General features: G+C 63.2%; 19 protein-coding genes and 1 tRNA gene. 7 read left to right on the plus strand and 13 right to left on the minus strand.

Annotated elements, in window-relative coordinates:
• Positions 1-130: 130 nt before the first annotated feature.
• Positions 131-1,012 (plus strand): 3-hydroxybutyryl-CoA dehydrogenase, encoded by an 882-nt coding sequence (locus NTH_RS07890; RefSeq protein WP_338529503.1) that lies wholly within the window; start codon positions 131-133, stop codon positions 1,010-1,012.
• Between the two features lie 7 nt (positions 1,013-1,019).
• On the opposite strand, the gene NTH_RS07895 is transcribed toward NTH_RS07890, so the two are convergent.
• From NTH_RS07895 to tlpA, 4 genes are all read right to left on the minus strand, one after another.
• Positions 1,020-1,787, minus strand: coding sequence for a GGDEF domain-containing protein (locus tag NTH_RS07895; RefSeq protein WP_338529504.1), 768 nt, complete (start codon positions 1,785-1,787; stop codon positions 1,020-1,022).
• Between the two features lie 100 nt (positions 1,788-1,887).
• Positions 1,888-4,164 (minus strand): acyl-CoA dehydrogenase, encoded by a 2,277-nt coding sequence (locus tag NTH_RS07900; protein ID WP_338529505.1) that lies wholly within the window; start codon positions 4,162-4,164, stop codon positions 1,888-1,890.
• Positions 4,165-4,313: 149 nt separating this feature from the next.
• Positions 4,314-4,649 (minus strand): MliC family protein, encoded by a 336-nt coding sequence (locus NTH_RS07905; RefSeq protein WP_338531834.1) that lies wholly within the window; start codon positions 4,647-4,649, stop codon positions 4,314-4,316.
• A gap of 95 nt (positions 4,650-4,744) precedes the next feature.
• The gene (gene tlpA, locus NTH_RS07910; RefSeq protein ID WP_338529506.1) at positions 4,745-5,407 is read right to left on the minus strand and encodes a thiol:disulfide interchange protein TlpA; all 663 of its coding nucleotides are present in this window, start codon (positions 5,405-5,407) and stop codon (positions 4,745-4,747) included.
• Positions 5,408-5,435: 28 nt separating this feature from the next.
• Between tlpA and argH the strand changes: the two genes are divergently transcribed.
• The 3 genes from argH to lysA are packed head-to-tail and all read left to right on the plus strand — an operon-like array spanning position 5,436 to position 8,393.
• Positions 5,436-6,857, plus strand: a complete 1,422-nt coding sequence (gene argH, locus NTH_RS07915; protein WP_338529507.1) for an argininosuccinate lyase — start codon at positions 5,436-5,438, stop codon at positions 6,855-6,857.
• A 38-nt stretch (positions 6,858-6,895) separates the two neighbouring features.
• Complete coding sequence (gene lptM, locus NTH_RS07920) at positions 6,896-7,099, plus strand: LPS translocon maturation chaperone LptM (RefSeq protein ID WP_338529508.1); 204 nt, start codon at positions 6,896-6,898, stop codon at positions 7,097-7,099.
• Positions 7,100-7,127: 28 nt separating this feature from the next.
• Positions 7,128-8,393, plus strand: a complete 1,266-nt coding sequence (lysA, locus tag NTH_RS07925) for a diaminopimelate decarboxylase (protein ID WP_338529509.1) — start codon at positions 7,128-7,130, stop codon at positions 8,391-8,393.
• Between the two features lie 102 nt (positions 8,394-8,495).
• Here lysA and NTH_RS07930 read toward each other — a convergent pair whose 3' ends face one another.
• The 4 genes from NTH_RS07930 to NTH_RS07945 all read right to left on the minus strand — a co-directional run bounded on the left by NTH_RS07930 (position 8,496) and on the right by NTH_RS07945 (position 14,322).
• Positions 8,496-9,662: an OpgC family protein gene (locus tag NTH_RS07930; protein WP_338529510.1), complete on the minus strand. Its 1,167-nt coding sequence runs from the start codon at positions 9,660-9,662 to the stop codon at positions 8,496-8,498.
• A complete protein-coding gene (mdoH, locus tag NTH_RS07935; RefSeq protein WP_338529511.1) occupies positions 9,659-11,464 on the minus strand; it encodes a glucans biosynthesis glucosyltransferase MdoH in 1,806 nt (601 codons plus the stop codon). Before mdoH ends, NTH_RS07930 begins: the two co-directional genes overlap by 4 nt.
• A 168-nt stretch (positions 11,465-11,632) precedes the next feature.
• Positions 11,633-13,189 (minus strand): glucan biosynthesis protein G, encoded by a 1,557-nt coding sequence (locus NTH_RS07940; RefSeq protein ID WP_338529512.1) that lies wholly within the window; start codon positions 13,187-13,189, stop codon positions 11,633-11,635.
• 725 nt (positions 13,190-13,914) lie between these two features.
• On the minus strand, positions 13,915-14,322 hold the full coding sequence (locus tag NTH_RS07945) for a winged helix-turn-helix transcriptional regulator (protein WP_338529513.1): 408 nt from the start codon (positions 14,320-14,322) through the stop codon (positions 13,915-13,917).
• A 70-nt stretch (positions 14,323-14,392) separates the two neighbouring features.
• Here NTH_RS07945 and NTH_RS07950 point away from each other — a divergent pair, with 70 nt between their 5' ends.
• Positions 14,393-15,190 carry an NAD(P)H-binding protein gene (locus NTH_RS07950; protein WP_338529514.1) on the plus strand — a complete coding sequence of 266 codons (798 nt, stop codon included), beginning with the start codon at positions 14,393-14,395 and terminating at the stop codon, positions 15,188-15,190.
• 136 nt (positions 15,191-15,326) lie between these two features.
• On the opposite strand, the gene NTH_RS07955 is transcribed toward NTH_RS07950, so the two are convergent.
• Positions 15,327-15,403, minus strand: a tRNA-Arg gene (locus tag NTH_RS07955).
• 83 nt (positions 15,404-15,486) lie between these two features.
• Positions 15,487-16,653 (minus strand): M20 aminoacylase family protein, encoded by a 1,167-nt coding sequence (locus NTH_RS07960; RefSeq protein WP_338529515.1) that lies wholly within the window; start codon positions 16,651-16,653, stop codon positions 15,487-15,489.
• 201 nt (positions 16,654-16,854) lie between these two features.
• Between NTH_RS07960 and NTH_RS07965 the strand changes: the two genes are divergently transcribed.
• Together NTH_RS07965 and NTH_RS07970 are read left to right on the plus strand one after the other, a co-directional pair.
• The gene (locus tag NTH_RS07965) at positions 16,855-17,967 is read left to right on the plus strand and encodes a D-alanyl-D-alanine carboxypeptidase family protein (protein ID WP_338529516.1); all 1,113 of its coding nucleotides are present in this window, start codon (positions 16,855-16,857) and stop codon (positions 17,965-17,967) included.
• Positions 17,967-19,037: a CobW family GTP-binding protein gene (locus NTH_RS07970; RefSeq protein WP_338529517.1), complete on the plus strand. Its 1,071-nt coding sequence runs from the start codon at positions 17,967-17,969 to the stop codon at positions 19,035-19,037. The genes NTH_RS07965 and NTH_RS07970 overlap by 1 nt, the downstream gene beginning before the upstream one ends.
• On the opposite strand, the gene NTH_RS07975 is transcribed toward NTH_RS07970, so the two are convergent.
• The 3 genes from NTH_RS07975 to NTH_RS07985 form a co-directional block, all read right to left on the minus strand.
• Complete coding sequence (locus NTH_RS07975) at positions 19,038-19,283, minus strand: sulfurtransferase TusA family protein (protein ID WP_338529518.1); 246 nt, start codon at positions 19,281-19,283, stop codon at positions 19,038-19,040.
• The gene (locus NTH_RS07980; RefSeq protein ID WP_338529519.1) at positions 19,283-20,521 is read right to left on the minus strand and encodes a L,D-transpeptidase family protein; all 1,239 of its coding nucleotides are present in this window, start codon (positions 20,519-20,521) and stop codon (positions 19,283-19,285) included. The genes NTH_RS07975 and NTH_RS07980 overlap by 1 nt, the downstream gene beginning before the upstream one ends.
• A 264-nt stretch (positions 20,522-20,785) precedes the next feature.
• Positions 20,786-21,736, minus strand: a complete 951-nt coding sequence (locus tag NTH_RS07985) for an acetyl-CoA carboxylase carboxyltransferase subunit alpha (protein ID WP_338529520.1) — start codon at positions 21,734-21,736, stop codon at positions 20,786-20,788.
• Between the last annotated feature and the right edge of the window lie 31 nt (positions 21,737-21,767).

Here is a 21,767-nt window from a genome sequence, read left to right on the forward strand (position 1 = left end):
GTCTGCTCCGCTTTCCTTTTCCGCACGCGTGCGGCTATCAGGAGATTCCACCGGGCTGCAAAATGTTATAGTTTGCGCTGCAACAATAAACAGGCATGGGCGGTTCACGCCCTGCGACGGGATCGGTGAGATGACGGGCAAAATTGAGACGGTTGGCATTGTCGGCGCCGGCCAGATGGGCAGCGGCATTGCGCATGTGGCGGCGCAGGCCGGTTACAAGGTCAAACTCTACGACCTTTCGGAGGATCGGATCGAGGCCGGAATTGCCACGATCAGCGGCAACATGGCCCGCCAGGTCTCTTCCGGCAAGATGGAGGACAAGCTCCGGCAGGAATCCCTCAGCCGCATCACCCCTGCGACTAGGCTCGATGAGCTTGCCGATGTCGATCTCATCATCGAAGCCGCCACGGAAGACGAGACGGTCAAGCGCAAGATCTTCACGCAACTTTGCCCTCTGCTCAATCCGGAAGCGCTGATCGCCTCCAACACCTCCTCCCTTTCCATTACGCGGTTGGCCGCGCAGACGGACCGGGCTGAGCGCTTCATCGGCATTCATTTCATGAATCCGGTTCCCGTGATGAAGCTGGTGGAGCTGGTTCGCGGCATCGCCACGGAGGACTATACCTTCGAGACCGCGCGCAGCTTTGTCGAAAGCCTCGACAAGACCATCACCGTGGCCGAGGATTTTCCCGCCTTCATCGTCAACCGCATCCTGCTGCCGATGATCAATGAGGCCATTTACACGCTCTATGAGGGGGTGGGATCGGTCGATGCCATCGACACCGCCATGAAGCTCGGCGCCAACCATCCCATGGGCCCTTTGCAGCTCGCCGACTTCATCGGCCTCGACACCTGCCTGTCCATCATGCAGGTGCTTTATGAAGGCCTCGCCGATTCAAAGTACCGCCCGTGTCCGTTGCTGGTGAAATATGTCGAAGCGGGCTGGCTGGGCCGCAAGACCGGCCGGGGCTTTTACGATTATCGCGAAGACCCGCCGGTGCCGACCCGGTAGAACCGCCTCAATGCAGCAATGGGACCGGCTGCTGGGCCTCACCAAGAGCGCCCAGTACCACTCGATTTCGGCCAGCGTTCTTGGCTTCATAGAGCCGCTCGTCCGCCACCCGGAACAGTTCGCTGAACCCCGTCTTCCGGTCGAACGCGGCGCAGCCGATGCTCACCGACAGTTTGCATTCCTTGCCACGCGGCAAGAACGCCACGTCACAGACCGCCTGTCGGACGCGCTCGGCAACGCCGGCGGCTGCATGCTCGGTCGCGCCCGGCAGGAACACTCCGAACTCTTCGCCGCCCAGACGGCCGACGAGGTCGTCCTTGCGCACCACTGACTGGATCGCGCCGGCAATCGCCTTCAGCGCCACGTCGCCTTCGTGATGGCCGAAACGGTCGTTGATCTTCTTGAAGTGGTCCGCGTCGATGACGAGCAGGGCTCCGCTCGCCAAACACTCCTCACCGCCGCGATGTATCAGCCAGTCTTCCACGTGCTTTGAGAACGCACCTCGGTTGAGGCAGTTCGTCAGGAAATCGATGGCCGCGGCATCGGCCAGCTTGTAGTTGGCGATGACGAGCTCGCGCAGCTTCAGGGTCAGATAGAAGAACAGCGGGCCGGCCAGAACAATCGGGATGATGATCGCCGAAAGGAGAGCGCGTGTCAGAACCTCTTCGCCAAAGGCCCTGAAGAACATGACGTTGATGATGATGGCCACGCCGACACAACCGGCCGTGCCGATTATCGTCCAACTCGCGAGCTTCCACCGGCCTTTGGCAGACATGCCGCGCAGTGTCGCTAACAATCCCATACATGCCCCCTGAACATGATCGGACAGAATGCGTCGCCATCTATGAAGATCGCGTTACCTGCGCCTGATTTTTCTATTCTGCCGCCTGCCGCCGCACCGCCCGGCGGTTGGCCGCTCGTCTGTGCTGGCTGGCGATGGGCGAGATTTCGTCCATGGGAAAGGCGTCCACCGCGACGACCCGCTGAACCGCCTCGCGCGCCTGCGCCAGATGATCGAACTCAGCCGCTGTGATCAGTCCCTTGCGACGTGCCTCTTCCGCATCATGCTCGCCCCCGTCGCGCATTTTCTTTTCGATGGGCGCGACATCCGCAACCAGCCGGAACGCCTCCTCGAGATCCTTGATCGGATGCTCCTCATGCCCTTCACCAAGATAAAGCCCCGGCGTCAGCCGGTCACGCTGCGTCGATGGCCGGGTGATGATGCCGGCGAGCCTCGAAATCAGCCGGTCGGAGGGAGCGGGATCGGGAACGCCCATGGGAAAGGCTACGATCCGCGTCAGCCACGCCGCCCACCGCGCCGGAAGATTGTCGAGAACGCCGCGGAAGGCGCGCCCGATGCGGCTTTCGCCCTCCAGCATGAGATAGTCCACGATCGGCCGGTCATCCGCCTGGCGCCCCTCCGTCTCGAACCGCTTGAGAACCGCTGCCAGCAGATAAAGCTCGGCCAATATGTCGCCGAGCCGGGCCGAGATCAGTTCCTTCCGCTTCAGCGAGCCGCCGAGCGTCATCAGAGCGAGGTCAGCGACGAGCGCGAAGGCGCTGGCATAGCGCGACAGTCGCTTCCAGTGCCGGGGCATGGCGGCATCGGCGGGCGCCGGTCCCACATGTCCGCCCGACCAGCCGCGAACGAAGGCGCGACCCGTGTTCTTGAATGCGTGGCTGATATGCTTCCAGAACGCCTTGTCGAAAGCATCGAGCCCGCGCTCCCTGTCGTCGTCCGAAAGGGCGAGCAATTCCTCCAGCATATAGGGATGCGACCGGATGGCGCCCTGGCCGAAGATCATCAGATTGCGGGTGAGGATGTTCGCGCCCTCGACCGTGATGCCGATCGGCACCGAGCGGTAGGCGCTGCCAAGATAGTTGCGAGGACCGTCTATGATCGCCTTGCCGCCGTGGATATCCATCGCGTGCTCGATGGAGCGGCGCATGCGCTCGGTCGCGTGATATTTCATGATGGCCGAGATGACCGAAGGCTTGTGTCCTTCATCCAGCGCGGCCAGCGTCACCCGCCGCGCGGCGTCGATGAGATAGGCGTTACCGACGATTTCGGCCAGCGGCTCCTGGATGCCCTCGAACATGGCGATGGGCACGTTGAACTGGGTGCGCACCCGCGCATAGGCCCCGGTCGCCCGCGCGCACATGGCCGCAGAAGCGGCGGACTGGGAAGGAAGGGAGATGCTGCGGCCGGCCGCCAACGCCGTCATCAGCATCGTCCAGCCCTGGCCGATCTGCTTCTCGCCGCCCAATATCCGCTCCAGCGGGATGAAAACATCCCTACCATAGAGCGGACCGTTCTGAAAAAAAGTGAACTGCGGGATATGCCGCTCGCCATAGCTGACGCCGGGCGTATTGGTCGGCAGCAGCGCCACCGTTATGCCCAGGTCTTCGCCGCGCCCCAGATGGTTCTCCGGGTCGTGCATCTTGAAGGCCAGCCCCATCACCGTGGCGACAGGCCCGAGCGTGATATAGCGCTTATGGAAGTTGAGGCGCACGCCGAGCGTCTTCTTGCCCTTCCAGGTGCCGTATTCGACGACGCCTGAATCCGTCATCGCCGCCGCGTCCGAGCCGGCATCCGGCGACGTCAGGCCGAAACAGGGTATGTCGCGGCCATCGGCCAGCCGCGGCAGCCAGTAATCGCGCTGCTCATCCGTGCCGAAATGCATCAGCAGCTCGCCCGGCCCGAGCGAGTTCGGCACCATCACCGTCACGCCCGCAACCACGCTGGTGGAAGAGACCGTGCGAACGACTTCGGAATGCGCCGTATTCGAGAAGCCGAGCCCGCCATATTCCTTCGGGATGATCATGCCGAAGAACCTCTTCTTGCGCATGAAATCCCAGACGGCCTTGGGCAGGTCCCGGTCGACCCAGTTGAGCTTCCAGTCGTCGACCATGGCACATAGTTCGCGCACCGGGCCGTCCAGAAAGGCCTGCTCCTCGTCCGAAAGCGTGGCGGGGGGCATGGCAAGAAATTCGTTCCAGTCGGGATTGCCGGTGAAAAGCGCGCCATCCCACCACACGGACCCCGCATTGATCGCCTCCCGCTCCGTCTCCGAAATGGGCGGCATGATGCGCGAGGCCCAGCTGAATATGGGCTTCGTCATCCTGTTGCGTCGAAATTCAGTGAAGCCCACCTGCTGCCTCCGTTTGGCTGCGCCCTTGCCGCAAGTTAACGTCGCTTGCGATGGCAATGGCCTTCCGCGATACCAGCGCTACGCGGGACTGCCTTCAATATAGCAGGAATGCGCCGGCAGACGACAGGGTTCCGGATGGGAGGTGGTCCTCAGCCCGAGATCTCCTCGCATTCGGCCCGCGGCGGGGCGTCCTCGCCAGCCGCCAGGTCGAAAAGAGATGCGGTTTTGCCCTTTGTCCACCAGACAAAGGCATCGCCCGCATAGCGGGCGCCCGAGCCGGAGATCACATTCGACGCGACGACCGGCCGGTCGTCGACCACGAACACCGCCAGCGAGACGGGGCCGGCATTGACGTAATCGACGGTCATTTGGAAGGCGCCGCAATCGTAGTCGACGCGGATCTCCTCGACTTCTTGTTCGCCGGGCAGCACAAGATTGACCTCGCTCGCATGCCCGCTCGTGACGGCGCCTGCAAGAACTGCCATGCCGGCCAATGAAATTGCTCCAGATCGAAACATAGGCTGCCTCCTTTAACGCTGAAAAGTCATGTTCGCATGAAGCGCGTCAAGCAAGGCGTGCGTCAGCCTTCGGGGGTGGCCACCGCCGCCTCGATCAGCCTCTCCGCATCCGCGCTGTCCCATGCCGCCGGCCCGTTCATATGGGCGAGCAGATTCCCCTCGCCGTCAAGCAGCAGCGTGACGGGCAGGCCGAGCGCCAGCCCGCGGGATTTGAGGTCGTTGAAAATCTTCATCTTGTTGTCGCGATAATGGGCAAGCGCCGTGATGTTGGTCTCTTCCAGAAAGCGTTTCGGCTTAGCGTCGTCGCCGAGGTCGACATTGACAGCCACGACCTCGAACGCATCGGAGCCGAGTTTTTGCTGAAGTGCATCGAGCGCCGGCATCTCTTCGCGGCACGGCGTGCACCATGTAGCCCAGAGATTGATGAGAAGCGTCTTGCCACTGAAATCAGCCACCGTCAGCGGCTGGCCGTCCGGGCCGTTGAAGGCAAGGTCGGTGAGCGGGCGCGGCGGATCGGCCGGCAGCATGGCCGCGACTTCTCCCGTTATATATGGGTCGATTGCGGCGACCTTGGCCAGCGTGGCCGCGCCGACATTTGCCGTCGCGCCGTTGTTGCCATCGGCGGCACCCATGACGTATACGGCAATCGCTCCGGCAACGATGCCTGCGGCCGCGGCAATTGCGGCCATTCGAAACGCCGGCTTGGTCAATTTCTTGTTCGGCATAAAATCACTCCAGGACCCGGTTATCACGATGAGCGAAGACAAAGCCAGCAACCGCATGTGGGGCGGACGTTTTGCCTCAGGTCCGGACGCCGTGATGGAAGCCATCAACGCGTCCATCGACTTCGACAGGAAGCTGTATGCGCAAGACATTCGTGGCAGCCTCGCGCACGCGGCTATGCTTGCTGAAACTGGCATAATTTCGACGGAAGACGAACAGAAGATCGCTCACGGCCTCAACACGATCCTGTCAGAGATCGAAGCCGGAACTTTCGAGTTTTCGGCAAGGCTCGAAGACATCCACATGAATGTCGAGGCCCGTCTGGCCGAGCTCATCGGCCCCGCCGCCGGCCGCCTGCACACGGCCCGCTCGCGCAACGACCAGGTGGCGCTCGACTTCCGGCTCTGGGTGAAGGAGGAACTGGAGCGGACCGACCAGGCGCTGAGCCGGCTTCTCGGGGCGTTCCTGGCCCGAGCCGAGGAGCACGCCGCCACCATCATGCCCGGCTTCACCCATCTTCAGACTGCGCAGCCCGTCACCTTCGGTCACCATCTCATGGCCTATGTGGAGATGCTCGGCCGCGACCGCTCGCGCGTGCGCGATGCGATCGAGCGTCTCGACGAATGCCCGCTCGGCGCGGCCGCGCTTGCCGGCACCGGCTTTGCCATCGACCGGCACATGACGGCGGAAGCGCTGGGCTTCCGCGAGCCCACGCGCAATTCCATCGACACCGTGTCCGACCGCGATTTCGCGCTGGAATTTCTGTCTGTCGCCGCCATTTGCGCGACCCATCTGTCCCGTCTCGCGGAGGAGATCGTCATCTGGTCGACCCCGCAATTCGGCTTCGTGCGGCTCTCCGATGCCTTCTCCACGGGCTCCTCGATCATGCCGCAGAAGAAGAACCCCGATGCCGCTGAGCTGATCCGCGCCAAGACCGGACGCATCAATGGCGATCTCATCGGCCTTCTGACCGTTATGAAGGGGCTTCCGCTCGCCTATTCCAAGGACATGCAGGAAGACAAGGAAAATGTTTTCGACGCGGCCGAGACGCTGGATCTCATGCTGGCCGCGATGACCGGCATGATCGGCGATCTCGAGGTCAACAGGCAGGCCATGAAGAAGGCGGCCGGCAGCGGCTATTCCACGGCAACAGACCTTGCTGACTGGCTGGTGCGCGAAGCTGGCCTGCCATTCCGCGACGCCCACCATGCTACCGGCCGCGCGGTGGCGCTGGCCGAAGAGAAAAAATGCGCATTGGAAAAACTGTCGCTCGAAGAGTTGCAGGCAATCAACCCGGCCATCACCGATGACGTTTTCTCGGTGCTGTCGGTCTCCAACTCTGTCAGAAGCCGCACCTCCTATGGCGGAACGGCGCCCGCAGAAGTGCGCCGGCAGATACGCAACTGGAAGAAGCGACTGAAACGGGATGCAAGCGCCGCGAAAAGCGGCTAGAAAGCCCCTTCCACAGTCACAGGCCGTACGGACGGAACATGACCGCCAGCAGAATTTGCGCCCTTATCGCCCTCAGCGCCGCGCTTGCGCTTGCCGCCTGCGGCCGCAAGGCCGATCTCGATACGCCCTATGACGCTGCCATCGAGGCCAGGAAACAGGCGGAACGCGACGACAAGCCCCTGCCGCCTGAGCCCGAGAAGCCGGTCGAGGACCGTCCTTTCATTCTCGATGGCCTGATCTAAGGCCTTTTATCCAGCGAAAGCGCCCGACGTGAACCATTTCGAATATCGTGACGGCATCCTCCACGCCGAGGATATAGCCCTGCCGGACATAGCCGCCGCCGTCGGGACTCCCTTCTATTGCTACTCAACGGCAACGCTGACGCGGCATTACCGGGTTTTCGCCGAGGCTCTGTCGGGGCTGGACGCGCTCATCTGCTACGCCATGAAGGCCAATTCCAACCAGGCGGTCCTGAAGGCCCTCGCCAATCTCGGCGCCGGCGCCGACGTGGTTTCGGAAGGCGAGTTGCGGCGGGCGCTGGCGGCGGGCATTCGCAGCGACAAGATCCTTTTCTCCGGCGTCGGCAAGACCGCCCGCGAAATGGATTTCGCTCTGGAGGCCGGCATCCTGTGCTTCAACGTGGAATCCCTGCCGGAGCTGGAAATGCTGTCGCAGCGGGCCACGGCGCTCGGCCGCACAGCATCCGTGTCGCTGCGCATCAACCCGGATGTCGACGCCCGGACCCACAAGAAGATCTCCACCGGCAAATCCGAAAACAAGTTCGGCATTCCCTGGAAGGATGCGAAGGCCGCCTACGAACGCGCCGCCCGGCTGCCGGGGCTGCGCGTGGCCGGCATCGACATGCATATCGGCAGCCAGATCACCGAGCTGCAGCCCTTCGACGACGCATTCGCGCTGCTGACCGATCTGACCGAGACGCTGCGCGCGGACGGACATGCGATAGAGCATGTCGATCTGGGCGGCGGGCTCGGCGTGCCGTACCAGGAAGATAACCTGCCCCCGCCCCTTCCCGACGCCTATGCCCAGGTCGTGCAAAAGCACGTGAAGCGGCTCGGCCTGAAGGTGATCTTCGAGCCGGGGCGGCTGATCGCGGCCAATGCCGGCATCCTCGTGAGCCAGATCATCTATGTGAAAGAAGGCGACGCCCGGAACTTCGTCATCGTCGACGCGGCGATGAACGATCTGATCAGGCCGACGCTCTATGAGGCCTATCATGCGATCAGGCCGGTTGCCGAGCCCGGTCCCGACGCCGGGCGGATGAACGCAGATGTCGTCGGCCCCGTTTGCGAGACAGGCGACTTCCTCGCGCAGGACCGCGATCTTCCAGTGCTCAAGGCCGGCGATCTCATCGCGATCGGCACGGCGGGCGCCTACGGGGCGGTGCTGGCGAGCACCTATAATTCGCGCCTGCTCGTGCCCGAAGTCATCGTCAGCGGCGACCGCTACCACGTGGCCCGTCCGCGCCCCAGCTACGAAGACCTGATCGGCCTCGATTCCCTGCCTGACTGGCTCTGACGGAGCGCGATGACGAAAAGCGCACAGCGGTTTTCGGGAAAGATCACGCTCCGCCGGCAGAACAGATCATGACGATGCGAAGAAGCGTCATGATCTGGATATCTATGCCTGCACCAGCGGCGTCTTGGAAGGAGTAGTCGCTTCTCCGACCGCCTTCCGCCTCCGGGCCTTCTTCTCCGAGACGGTGGAAAGGAACAATGCCACGCAATATTGCAGGAGGATGCCCGACAGAAGCAACGCTCCATCTTCCAGAACGCTCATCTCATAGCTTGTGCGCAGCACCTGAAAGGCGATCGCCAGCACCGAACCTGTGGCGAACACCGCCAGCCCGTTCTGCCCCATCAGTGCAATGGGCGCGAAAGCCCGCCGCGACAGGAAAGCGCCCATCCCCGCAATGTTCGTCGCCACATAGGCCAGCGCCACCGCGTGGAGGAAACGTGGCATCGACAGGAATGTCTTGTCGAACCCCGAAATATAGTAGGGCAGGATGGAACTGCCGGGCAGCCCGCCCATGCGAAGTTTCATCCATACCAGCGAAAAAAGCAGGAATGCGCTGGCGCCCCAGAAAAGCGCCGGGCGGAAGGCAACGAATTTCCGCCCGTCAGCCACGGCCAGCCCGCCGGCGATGCCCACAACATAGATCAGCTGCCACGAAAACGGGTTGAAGAACCAGCCTCCCGGGTTGGGAAAATTGGGCAGATTGATGCGGAAATGCGCGGCCGCGAGCCAGATCAACGCCGCGCATCCGACCATCGCCCAACGATTTCGCAGACCGATCAGGATGTAGACCGGCGAGATGAGAAGCAGCACGAAATAGAGGGGCAGGATGTTGAAATACCCTATCTGGTGCCCGAGCGTCGGCAGGCCGATCATGGCCGACAGGGGACGGTCGAGCAGCCGCGTGAAATTGACCCTCTTCACTATCTCGATGGCATCGAGATAAAGGATGCCCCACGCGATGATCGCAATCGCGACCACCGAGGTCACGACATGTGTCACATAGAGCGTGCCGGCCCGCCGCCAGACACGGAGCACGGCCTGCCCCGCATCGCCGGTCCTGAAGCCTCGGGAATAGGCAAGGCCGACGGCAATTCCTGACATCAGGACGAAGGCCTCCGCAGCATCCGAGAAGCCGAAATTGCGCGACGTGAAGCGCTCGAACGCGTTACCCGGAACGTGGTTGATGAAGATCGTCAGGAGAGCGAGCCCGCGGAAGACGTCGAGCCGCACGTCGCGCTCGCCCGCGCCGGGTATGAAGGGGGCGCTCATTCAGGGCTTCCTTCACCCGCCTGCAGCGCGGCGTGCGCTACCGGCACCTCATCCTGTATGGCCGGGAGTGACGAGGATCTCCACCGCTTCAGCAGGTCCTCCTGCAGCATTACGGCCGCCGGAACCGACCGTTCCTCGGCGGTCGCGAACAAGCCGAAGCGGCGACCGAGCGCGGCACCAGAGAACGAAGTCCAAGAGATCAGCAACGGCGCAACGAGCTGCGGGCCTGCAACCAGCATCACCCATGGCAGGTAATCGGGCGCCAGCCGGTAGGCCGCCCCGATGGTGATGGAGCCGCTCACGACGATCCACCAACTCGCCGACCAGGCCTCCGAAAGGCTGACGCGGTTCGCTTCGCGATTGGCCGCCGGCCAGCCGCCATCGGCCCCCGAAATGACCTCGACGACCGAGCGCGTCTGGAACAGCATCATCAGCGGCGCCAGAATGCTGGTGCAGACGATCTCGCAGATCACGCTGAGGAAACATCGCAGCGTGCCGCCGAACTGCCTGTTACGGCCGCTCAGCGCGCCGTCCAGCACGACCAGGATCTTGGGCCCGATCAGAAGGCCGAAGACGCCGCTGAGCAGCGCCAGCGCGTTTTCCTGCGCCACGCGCGGAAACACCGGCAGAAGGCCGGGCACGGGGAAATAGTCCGGGATCACCTGCATGGCGGGCGCAACGATGCTGGCGAGAAGGAACAGCGCCCATAGCGGCGCGGCGACATAGGCCATGATACCCTGCAGGAAGACGAAGCGGCTCCACAACTTCAGCCCCGGCGCACCGATCAGCCGGCTATGCTGCAGGTTGCCCTGGCACCAGCGCCGGTCGCGCTTGGCATAGTCCACCACATTGTCCGGCCCTTCTTCGTAGGAGCCGCCGAGATCGGCGTCGATCCGCACCTTCCACCCGTTGCGGGCAAGGAGTGCCGCCTCGACGAAGTCGTGGCTGAGAATATGCCCGCCGAAAGGCGGCTTTCCCGGCAGTTCCGGCAGGCCGCAGCTTTGCGCGAAGGCCTGCGTCCGGGTGATCGCATTATGTCCCCAGAACGGCCCTTCGCGGCCCTGGAGCGTGGCCACGCCTGCGGCGTAGACCGGCGAGTAGTAGGAGGCTGAAAACTGGATCGCCCGGCCGAAGAGTGAGCGCGCATGGACCACCTTCGGCAGTGTCTGCAGCAGCCCCAACTCCGGATCGGCCTCCATGCGCCGCACCATCTCCATCATCGTCGCGCCTTCCATCAGGCTGTCGGCGTCGAGGATGATCAGATAGTCGTAAAGCGCCCCGGAACTGCGGATGAAGTCGGCGATGTTGCCGGCCTTCTTGCCCGGATTGGTCGGACGGCGGCGATAGAAGAGGGGAAAATCCGGCCCCATCTCCTGCCGCAGGCGGCCGAACCAGAATTCCTCCTCCTGCACGGCTCGAGGATTGTTGCTGTCGGACAGGATCGCGAAGTGGAACCGTCCGGCGCCGCCCGCCGCGTGCAACGAACGGGCCATGGCCGCCACATGGGAAAAGCTCTTGGCCGGCTCCTCGTTGTAGATCGGCACCAGGATCGCGGTCGTCGCTTTCACAGCTTCGCCGGCGCGGACGTCTTCCCGGCCCTCGAAACGCCGGCTCAGAAGGCCATTCAGGGCCAGGGCGGCACCCCAGGCAAGCCAGGCCGTGCTCAGGGCCAAAAGCGCGATCCGAACCAGATCGATCCACTGCGCCCCATCGGTAAAGAAATAGCCTGCCGCCAGGGCACTGGCGATAGCCGCCATCGCGACGGCGAAGAGCGTGGAGGCTGCCCGCCTGAGCTTCACCATCCAGGAAATCCCGAAGTCACCGCCTATCTCCACGCCAGCCAGCTGATCAGGGGCCGGAACAGCACGATGCGCCGTGGACGGGTCAAGACCTGCTCGGGCATTGCCAGTGGCGCGGTGGGCAGCCGGCACGCTTCCGTGAGGCCGGCGCTGCGTGGAGCCTTCTCGAACTCAGCCATCATCGCCTCTTCTCCATTGATATACCCAGGTTTCCGAAAGCAGGCGGTCGCCCGAACTCAGCTTTGCGCTCAACTCCACGGGCGCATCGCCCTCGGGAAGCAGGTCGAGCACCAGGCGCCAGGCGCCATTGGCCTCTACCCGCGATACCGTTTGATGGACAATCTCCGCCCGGTTAACCGAAACCGCCGCTTCAACATCCTCATCCGCGGGAAGGTCCCTCAATAACTCCCCTTCGAAATCGATCACGAATTTGCGCATGTTCTCGTCGTTCTCGACCCCGGAGACGCCACCCATCCCGGTACGCAGCGCCGTGACGCGGGCGAGTTCCTTGCCCGGCTCATCGAGCAAGCCCCAGCTCAGACGATACCGGAATTCCAGTGCCTGCCCGGCCTCGACCTCTCCGGCGGGCACCCAGAAGGCCACGATATTGTCGTTGACCTCGAGTTCGGTGGGTATCTCGACGAGGTTGATCCAGCCGTCGCCCCAGTCGTCCAGCGGCTCCACAAGCAGCGATGGCCGCCGCTCATAGCCGGCGCCGGCATCCTGGTAATGCGCGAATGCCCGGTCGCGCTGATACAGCCCGAAGGCTTTCGGGCTAGCCTCTGCGAAGAACGAATTAGCGAGTTCACGGGGATTGTTGAGATTGCGCCAAAGCTCCTCGCCGCTCGCCCTGATGATCTTCAGACCGTCGCTGTCGTGCACCTGGCCCCGATAATCATCGAAGGCGCCGTCATTGTTCTCAGCGAAGAGAAACATCGACGTCATCGGCGCGATGCCCAGCCGCTGGATCGCTGCGCGCGTATAGAGCCGCGCCGTGACGTCCACTTCCGTCGGCTGGCCGGGCCTTATGGTGAAGGCGAAAGCGCCGGTGACGCTCTGGCTGTCGAGCGCGGCGTAGAGCTTGATCTGCCTGGCCGTCCGCCCTGGCTTCTCGATCCAGAACTCGTAGAAGCGGGGAAACTCCTCGCCCTGCGATGTGGCGGTGTTGACGGCGAGCCCGCGTGCGGAGAGCCCGTAGAGATTGTCCTTGCCGAGAGCACGGAAATAGCTTGCGCCTAGGAACGCGACGAGCTCATCCATCACGCCGGGGTTGTTGAGCGGGTAATGCAGGCGGAAACCCGCCACGCCAGGCAGTTCGATCCCTTTGAAGGCTTCCGGGTCGAGCGGCTTGTCATACACGAAACGGTTGCTGTCGATGTCCAACGGCAGTGCCTTTCCCGCCTCCACGACATTCAGCTTCACCGGCTGTTTGAACAGCCAGCCCGGATGAAACGCCTGAAGTTCGAAGGCCGCCTCGTCCCGCCATTCGGCCAGATCCGGCTTGAAGCGAATGGCGCGATGCTGATCGTAGGTCAGTTCCGCAAGCGCATCGGGCAGCGTCGCCGAAGGCTCCTCATAAGGCTGGCTGGCCCGCTCCTTCATCGCCGCGCTTAGCCCGTCGAAGGAGAACGACCCCGCTTCCGCAGCGGGTTCTGCCCGACCGTCCTGCGCGCGTGCCGATGGGACCAGGAAGGCGGGCATGCAGGCCAGCGCGCTTGCCCCAGACATGAGAAATGAACGTCGATGCATGAAATCCCTGTTGTCGTGATTGTTGGCGCGGAATGCGCAGTCGCGCCCCGGAGAAGTCCTCCGAAACGCCACACCCACTAATGCCAAGAGTTGGAAAAGGTTGGGGCGGAGAACGTCAAATTCCACAACGCCCTGTCACAGAAGATGATCCGTCAAGGCAGATGCGAACCGCCGATGGTTCCGCCTCGTTCACCGCCTGCCGTCTAAGGCGGAACGGCGCCGTGGAACGAAACTTGCCCGCAACGGGCACAAACGGCCCCTTTACCCACGGACAGGGCGATGGGCGCGCAGGGAACGCAACGCGAAGACATGATGTCAGGACCGTAAATCAGGGGACAATGAGAACGCGATTTAGCCCATTTCCGCAGAAAACAAAAAGGGGCCAATGGCTTGGAGCGCATTCATAAATGCATGGCAGCTATGCAAATTGGCAGGAGGTGAGGGAAATCCGGCCTGCCTCGGTGTAGTTCATTTCTCCCGAACGGACTTGTCGCGTGACACGCACCTGCCCTTGGCTCTTCCTGGTTCGTTGAAATTCGACAAGTCAGATCCGGGAACTCTCGGTTATTTCGCCCTTTTTGCCACGGCAGAATTGCCCCTGCGCGCAGCGTCGCAAAGAATGGATAACGGGTCCTTCGCCACCCGATCTGAACAACGGTCTGCGAGCATTGCCGCTGTTGCCGCGACACCCGCGAACGCTCGGATCACGTCTCCGATCGCAGATCAAATTTGGCTTGCGCCGTCTCGATGGCAGACTTGTTCCGGCGGCTCCAGGTCACCAAGCCAGCCACCTGAGCGGCGAAGGAGCGACCAAGGTGCGAGAGTTCATAGGTCACGCTGGGCGGCACTGTCGGTGCGACATGGCGTAGGACGTGGCCATCGCGCTCCAACCGGCGCAAGGTCAGGGTCATCATGCGTTGCGAAATGCCCTCCAGCGCCCTTTCCAGTTCCCGATAGCGGCGCGGACCGGCGGAGAGTTCGGCCAGCGCCATGACAGTCCACTGCTCGCCCAGACGGTCGAGGATCAGCCGTAACCCGCAATCCTCGTGGTCAGAAGCGCCGCAGGGAGTGAGTGGAGTGATAGCCCGAACATTCATGTGCGTTTCAGACAAGATTGTGCCTTCTTTTGCCGAGGTTGAGATGTCCCTACGTTACCGGCAACAATACGCCAAAGGAAGTTCCATGATCTTGATTACCGGGGCCTCGGGCCAACTCGCATCGCAAATCATTGCCGGGGCACGGCAAGCCGGCCTCGCTATGCTCACCGCAAGCCGCTCGACAGACGCTGACCGGCAGATGGATTTTGACCGGCCGGAAACGCTCGATTTCACCGGGATCGAGACCCTGTTCCTCACCTCGGCCGGCTATGCTGAAGATGATGTCGTCGTGCGCCGACATGGAGCCGTCCTCACCGCAGCCCGCGCGCAGGGCGTCGGGCACATCGTCTACACGAGCCTCAGCCGCGCCAGCGATCACCTCGGTTTCGCCCTTGCCCACCGCTGGACCGAGCGCGAAATCCGGGCAAGCGGCATGGAGTGGACCATACTCCGCAACGGTCTCTATGCCGAACTGATCGGTGCTCTGGCCGCACCGCGTGACGGACGGATCAAGACGCCCTTTGGGCAGGGGCGGATTTCCGCCGTCGCCCGTGCCGACCTCGCAGAAGCGGCGCTTGCCGTACTGACGGCGCCCGCAGCGCATGCAGGGCGCTGCTACGAACTGGCCGGCCCCTCTGCCTTTTCGGTGCCCGAACTTGCGCAGCGCCTCGGCGTGCCCTACGAACCGGTCCCTTTTGAGGTCGAGCGTGCGAGGCTGTCGATCCTGCCGCTATTGTCTTTCCAGCCGCCGATGCTGATGTCGATTTCCTCCTCTGCAGCGGGTGGGTTTCTGGAAGCCGATTCCACCGATCTGCAGGAACTGGTGCGCGAACCAAGGGACGCACTGGCAATCGCTTGCGCGATCGCTCAACGATCAGCATGACACCGAGCGCCCGCACCAGGCCTCGCCATGGCCTGCCCGGCCGAGCGCTACCTGCGCTCGCCACGCCCTTGTGACTGCCTGCCTAACTCGATTACCCCGGAGCGCACCATGTGTCCGGGTCGTACAATGAAGAAAATGGTGATCCCGGCAGGATTCGAACCTGCGACCCTCAGATTAGGAATCTGATGCTCTATCCTGCTGAGCTACGGGACCATCCGATTGCGTCATACCGTGTCGAAAAGGCTTCGCCAAGACGTCTATTGCCTCTGTAGTGCCCCTGACCTGGAGCCGGTGCCTTATTTGGGTGCGAGTGCGGTTTCCGCGAGGCGTATCCAATAGCTTACCCCGTGCGGGATCACCTCGTCGTTGAAGTCGTAGCTGGAATTGTGGAGAAAGGCGCTGCTGCCGTTGCCGACAAAGATGAACGCGCCCGGGCGGGCCTCCAGCATGTAGGAAAAGTCCTCGCCGCCCATCATCGGCGCGACGTTGCGCTCGACATTGGCGGCGCCCGCCACTTCCGCCGCCACGTCGCCCGCCAGCACGGTCTCGGCGGCATGGTTGTGGGTCACCGGGTAATTGGGATCATAGTCGAAGTCGATGGTGAGGCCGTGCGCATCGGCCACGCCCCGGCAGATGGCGCGCATGCGCTCCTCGGCCAGAACGCTTAGCTCGCGCTTCAGCGTGCGCACGGTGCCCATGAGTTCGACGGCATCGGGAATGATGTTGTGGGTATCGCCGCCCCGGATCATCGTCACGGAGACGACAAGGGATTCCAGCGGGTCGGCGGCGCGCGAAGCGATCGTCTGCAGTGTCGAAACCAGATGGCAGGCGGCCACGACCGGATCCTTCGCCTGATGCGGCATGGCCGCATGCCCGCCCTTGCCCCGAACGGTGATGCAGAATTCCGCGGTCGACGCCATGATCGGGCCCGGTCTGATGGCAAATTTGCCGACGTCGAGCCCCGGCATATTGTGCATGCCGAACACGCGCTCTATGCCGAAGCGCTCCATCATGCCGTCCTTGACCATCTCGTTGCCGCCGCCGCCGCCCTCTTCCGCCGGCTGGAATATGACCGCGACCGAACCGGCAAAATTGCGCTCTTCGGCAAGATATCTGGCCGCGCCGAGCAGCATGGCCGTGTGCCCGTCATGACCGCATGCGTGCATTTTCCCGTCGACCCGGGAAGCATAGGGCTTGCCCGTTTCCTCCTTCATGGGCAGCGCATCCATATCGGCGCGCAAGCCGATGGTGGGGCCCGGGCCGCGTACGCCCTTGATGAGGCCCACCACGCCGGTGCGTCCGAGCCCCGAAACCACCTCCTCGCAACCGAACGCCTTCAGCTTTTCCTCGACGAATGCCGCCGTCTCGAAAACATCGAACAATAATTCGGGATTGCTGTGCAGTTGGCGGCGCCAAGCCGTGATTTCGTCATGAAATTCTGCTGCACGGTTCACGATGGGCATTCGGAGCTTCCTGTTGTTGCCGGCTGGATCGCACCCGCGATCGTTGCACTTTGCCATGCTGGCGTCATATGCGCTAAGTATCGCAACGGCAACAACGAGGATGGTGCGGACGGAAAAGGCCTGCCTCGCACGGGCAGAACCTTTGATGCCATCATTGCCAATATCGATACGGCAGGCAACACGGGGAATACGGATTTCGCTATGCGGATTTGGCTGAGCTGCAAGATACTGACGGCGATCCTGGCGCTCGCGCTAACGATCACCGCACTGCCGGCATTTGCCGGTCCGCATATCCTGTTCGACGTGAAGAGCGGCAAGGTGCTATCCGAGGAGGACGCGTTCCGGCGCTGGTATCCGGCCTCCATTACAAAGCTGATGACGGCCTATGTCGCCTTTCGGGCGGTGCAGGCGGGCGAGATGCAATTGGATTCGCCGGTCCGCGTCTCCAAGAACGCTTCCCAGGAACCGCCGAGCAAGATGGGCTATCCACCAGGCTCGGTCCTGACCCTGGACAACGCCATCAAGATATTGATGGTGAAGTCGGCCAACGACATCGCAACCGCCGTGGCCGAGAGCGTTGGCGGGTCGGAAAACGCCTTTGTCGGCCGCATGAACGCCGAGGCGCGGCGCCTGGGCATGACCGATACCCGTTTCGTCAACGCCCACGGGCTGCACTCGCCGCAGCAATATTCCACGGCCCGCGATCTTGCCCTTCTGGTGCGGGCGCTGCGCACCGAGTTCGCGGCCTATGCCGGCTATTACTCGATCGAAGCGCTCAGCGCGGGCGACAAGACCCTGCCCAACTACAATATGCTCGTGGGCCGCTTTCCCGGCGCCGACGGCATGAAGACGGGCTATATTTGCGCCTCCGGCTTCAACCTCGTCGCCACCGCCACACGAAACGGACGCACGCTGGCCGCCATCGTCCTCGGCGCTTTTTCGCAGGTCGAGCGTGCGGAGATCGCCGCCAGCCTGCTTGACAAGGGTTTCCGCCAGTCCGGCCTTGCTGCGCCGACGCTGGCCAGCCTCAAGCCGACAAACCCGCAGCGCAATACCCCAACCGATCTGCGCCCGCAGGTCTGCTCGCCCGAGGCGGTGGCCAAGCGCAACGAGCAGCGCGACGACGAAGGCCGCCTTATCATGACGTCGGACCTCATCAAGCCGATGGAGCGCGAGCCGCACGCGGTCGCCGTGGGGCTTGGCGGCGCCACCGGGCCCGAATCCACCGCCCCGCGCTATGCCAATGTGCCGATCCCCACGCCACGCCCGGACTATCCGCCGCGTCAGCAGGCCGTTTCGGCGGGCGACGGGTGATGCCGGCCGCAGCCGCAGAAGACACCCGCACGGGCGTCGTCCTGGTCACCGGCTTCCTTGGTGCCGGCAAGACCACTCTGCTCAACCGCCTGCTGAAGGATCCGTCGGTCACCGATACGGCCGTCATCGTCAACGAGTTCGGCGAGATCTCGCTCGACCACCTGCTGGTGGAGCAGCCGACCGACGGCATGATAGAACTTGCCGACGGATGCCTGTGCTGCACCGTTCGCGGCGCGCTGGTCGACACCTTGCTGGACCTGGCGGACGCGGGGCGGAAGCTGAAGCGCGTGATCATCGAGACGACCGGCCTTGCCGATCCCGTCCCGGTCCTCCAGGCGCTGGCGACGCATGACGACCTCATCCGCGCCTACCGGCTGGATGCGGTGCTGACGCTTATCGACGCCCTCAACGGATTGCAAACGCTCGAAGACCACGAGGAGGCCCGCTCCCAGGTCGCCGTGGCGGACCGGCTGCTCGTCACCAAGTCCGATCTGGCCGACGATGGCGAACGGACAAGCCTTCTGCGGCATCTGCGCGCGTCGAACCCGCTGGCACCGATAACCGAAGCGCGCGAACCGGCGAGCGCCGCACTTCTGGCGCCCGTGCGGCCGGCCGAGATTTCCGCCAAGGCCATGGCCGTCCATCACCACGATCACGGCCACCATCACGACCATCACCACGGCCCCGGCCACGAGTTTACCAGCATATCGCTGGAGCACCGCACCGCGATGCCGCGCAAGGCGCTGGAGAACTTTTTGGATCTGCTGCGCGCCGAGCTCGGCAGTCAAATTCTGCGCATAAAGGGGCTGGTCGAAACGAGCGAAGACCCCGAAAGACCGGTCGTCGTGCAGGGTGCGCAGCGGGCGCTCCACCCGCTTGAGCCGCTTGCGCAGTGGCCGCAAGCCATGCGCGGAGAGCGGGGCGTTCAACTGGTCGTCATCGGAAAGCAGCTCGACGCCGATTACATCCGGCGCCTCTTTGCAGCCTTCATCGGGCAGGTAGCGGTCGATACACCCGATCGCGCGGCGCTTGAGGAAAACCCTCTGGCCGTAAGCGGCTTCCGCTTCTGATCAGGCCCCCGGGCCGCGCTCGACGAGGAATCGGTAGCCTTCCGCCATCCCTTGCGTGTCGACGAGCCGGTGTCCCGCCTCTGTGCAGAATGCGGGAATATCGATGACCGCCAGCGGATCGGTCGTCTCCAGCCACAGGTGCTGGCCGGGCTGCATGGAAGCGAGCCGCTTGCGCGCCTTCAACACCGGCAGGGGGCAGTTCAGCCCCTTGAGGTCGTAGATATCCGCCTCTGTCGCGGTGCCCATCAATTGCCGAACAGGTTCCATATGCGGCTGAGGCGGGAGGCAGCCGGTTCGGCGGCCGATTCTGCCGAGCCGCCGAAACGGCTGGGATTGGGCGTTGGAACCGGCAGCGCCTCAGCCTGGACCTGCGGCGCGCCCACCTGGCTGCGGGCATCGGAGACGGTCGTCTGCGATGTGCCGGCCGTCTGCTGCGCCCCGACCGCGGGATCGGAGGCGGTTTCAGCGCGAAAGGCGGTGACGGGGGTGGACTGCGGCGGCGCCGCGGCGGCAACAGCCACCGGCGCCAGCGAAGGCGGCTCGGCCGAAACCCTTTCGCCCCGGGCGCGGCGCTTGCTCCAGTCGGCGACGAGCACCGCTTCCTTTTGGCCAAGGATGGAAGGCTTGCGCTCCGGCTTGGAGCGCTTCTTCTTCGCTTCCGCGAAGGCCACCGCAAACTCCTTCTGGTAGCTCTGATAAGCTGTCACAAGGCTTTCCGGCTGGCGGCTCGGCGGGCACATTTCGGTGGGCGAGAAGACCGCGCCTTCGGCGGGAACGCGATTGAAGACATAGCGGCGCTCACAGACATCCACCTTCGGCGGCTGCCTGGTGATCTCGAAGTGGTCGTAACCTTCCTTCAACATCTTCCAGTAGTCGTAGTTTGGGTCGCCCTCGTAACGTGCCATGTTTTCCGCCGTCATGCGGAAGGGAAAAGCCTGAACCTGGAAGGCCTGCTGTCCGCCGCGGAACGCATCGCGGGCGAAGGCATAGATTTCCTCAACCTGCTTGTCGGTCATCGAATAGCACCCGGCCGACGAGCAGGCGCCATGCACCATCAGGTGCTGTCCGCTGCGGCCGTTGGCCCGGTCGTAGTTGTTGGGAAAGCCGATATTGAAAGCAAGATGGTAGCTGGACTTGGGATTCATCTGCGCGGGGCCGACGCGGTAGAAGCCTTCCGGCGCCTGGCGGTCGCCCTCGGTATATTTGGGGCCCAGCTTGCCCGACCATTTGCAGATGTCGTAGCTCGTCACCTTTTCGTAGCGGCCATTGTGCTTCTGCTTCCAGACCTCGAGCACGCCCTCTTCCTTGAAGATGCGCATCATGATGGGAGAGCCCTTGCTCATCCCCTTGGCCTTCATTGTCTGGACGATATGCGCCGGCAACTGGCGTTCCGCCTTCGGAGCGATGTCCTCAAGCGTCTCGCCGCACCCTGCCAGAAACAGGGCGGCTGCAAGCACTGTGGCGCTGGCAATACGGCTCTTCATAAATCGGTCTCTACCCTCGACCCCTCTCCCTATCGGGAGCAGGCAATTATCCCCCGGTACTAGAAACCCGTTAAGCTTGACAATTCCTTACCATTGGAAAGGCACGTTTGGCCATCCGCCCCATTCAAAGGAAACGCAAGGCAAGATTGTGGCAAATGCGGCGAAAAACCGCACTTTCTCGCAGTATGCCCCCAATCTGAAAAGCGTGACCCGGAAAGCGGACGCTCCAGCAGGAGACTACGATTCAACGAAGCGTCCGTAATCTTAAAGCGTGCGGCCGATGGCCAGGAACTTCTCACGCCGGTGCTCGCGATAGTCGGTGTTGAGCTGGGCCAGGTCCGCGAACCCCTTGTCGATCGTTTCGCCCGCCGCCTCTATTGCCGCCTGTGGCCCACGATGTGCGCCGCCAAGCGGCTCGGCAACGATCCCGTCGATCACCTTTAGCTGATGCAGGTCCTGGGCGGTGATCTTCATGTTCGTCGCCGCATCCTTGGCGCGGATGGAATCGTGCCACAGGATGGACGCCGCGCCTTCCGGCGAGATGACCGAATAGATCGAGTGTTCGAGCATATAGACCAGATTGGCGGTGGCGATCGCTATCGCGCCGCCCGAGCCACCCTCGCCTATGATGAGCGAGATATTGGGCACCTTAAGCCCCAGACAGGTCGAGATCGACCGGGCGATCGCCTCGGACTGGCCGCGCTCTTCCGCGCCGATGCCCGGATATGCGCCCGCCGTGTCGACGAGGCTGATCACGGGAATGCCAAAGCGGTCCGCCAGGTTCATGATGCGCACCGCCTTGCGGTAGCCCTCCGGGCGCGCCATGCCGAAATTGTGCTTGAGGCGGCTCTGCGTATCGTTGCCCTTTTCCTGCCCGACAACGGCAATCGACTGGCCCTTGAAGCGGGCGAAACCTGCCACCACCGCCTGATCCTCGCCGAAGGCGCGGTCGCCGGCGAGCGGCGTGAAGTCGGTGAAGAGCGCCTGAACATAGTCCATGCAGTGCGGCCGGTCTGGATGGCGGGCCACCTGCGCCTTCTGCCACGGGGTCAGCGCGCGGTAGATCTCCCGCAGGGCATCCCTTGAGCGCTTCTCGAGCCGGGCAACCTCGTCGCCGACATCCACCGCCTCACCGCTTTCCGTGAGCTTCTTGAGCTCGAGGATCTTGCCTTCGAGATCGGCGACCGGCTTTTCGAAATCCAGATAATTATACATAAGCGCCTGTGAACACGTGACTGCGTCGCGG

This window comes from Nitratireductor thuwali, from assembly GCF_036621415.1.
Lineage (GTDB): Bacteria > Pseudomonadota > Alphaproteobacteria > Rhizobiales > Rhizobiaceae > Chelativorans > Chelativorans thuwali.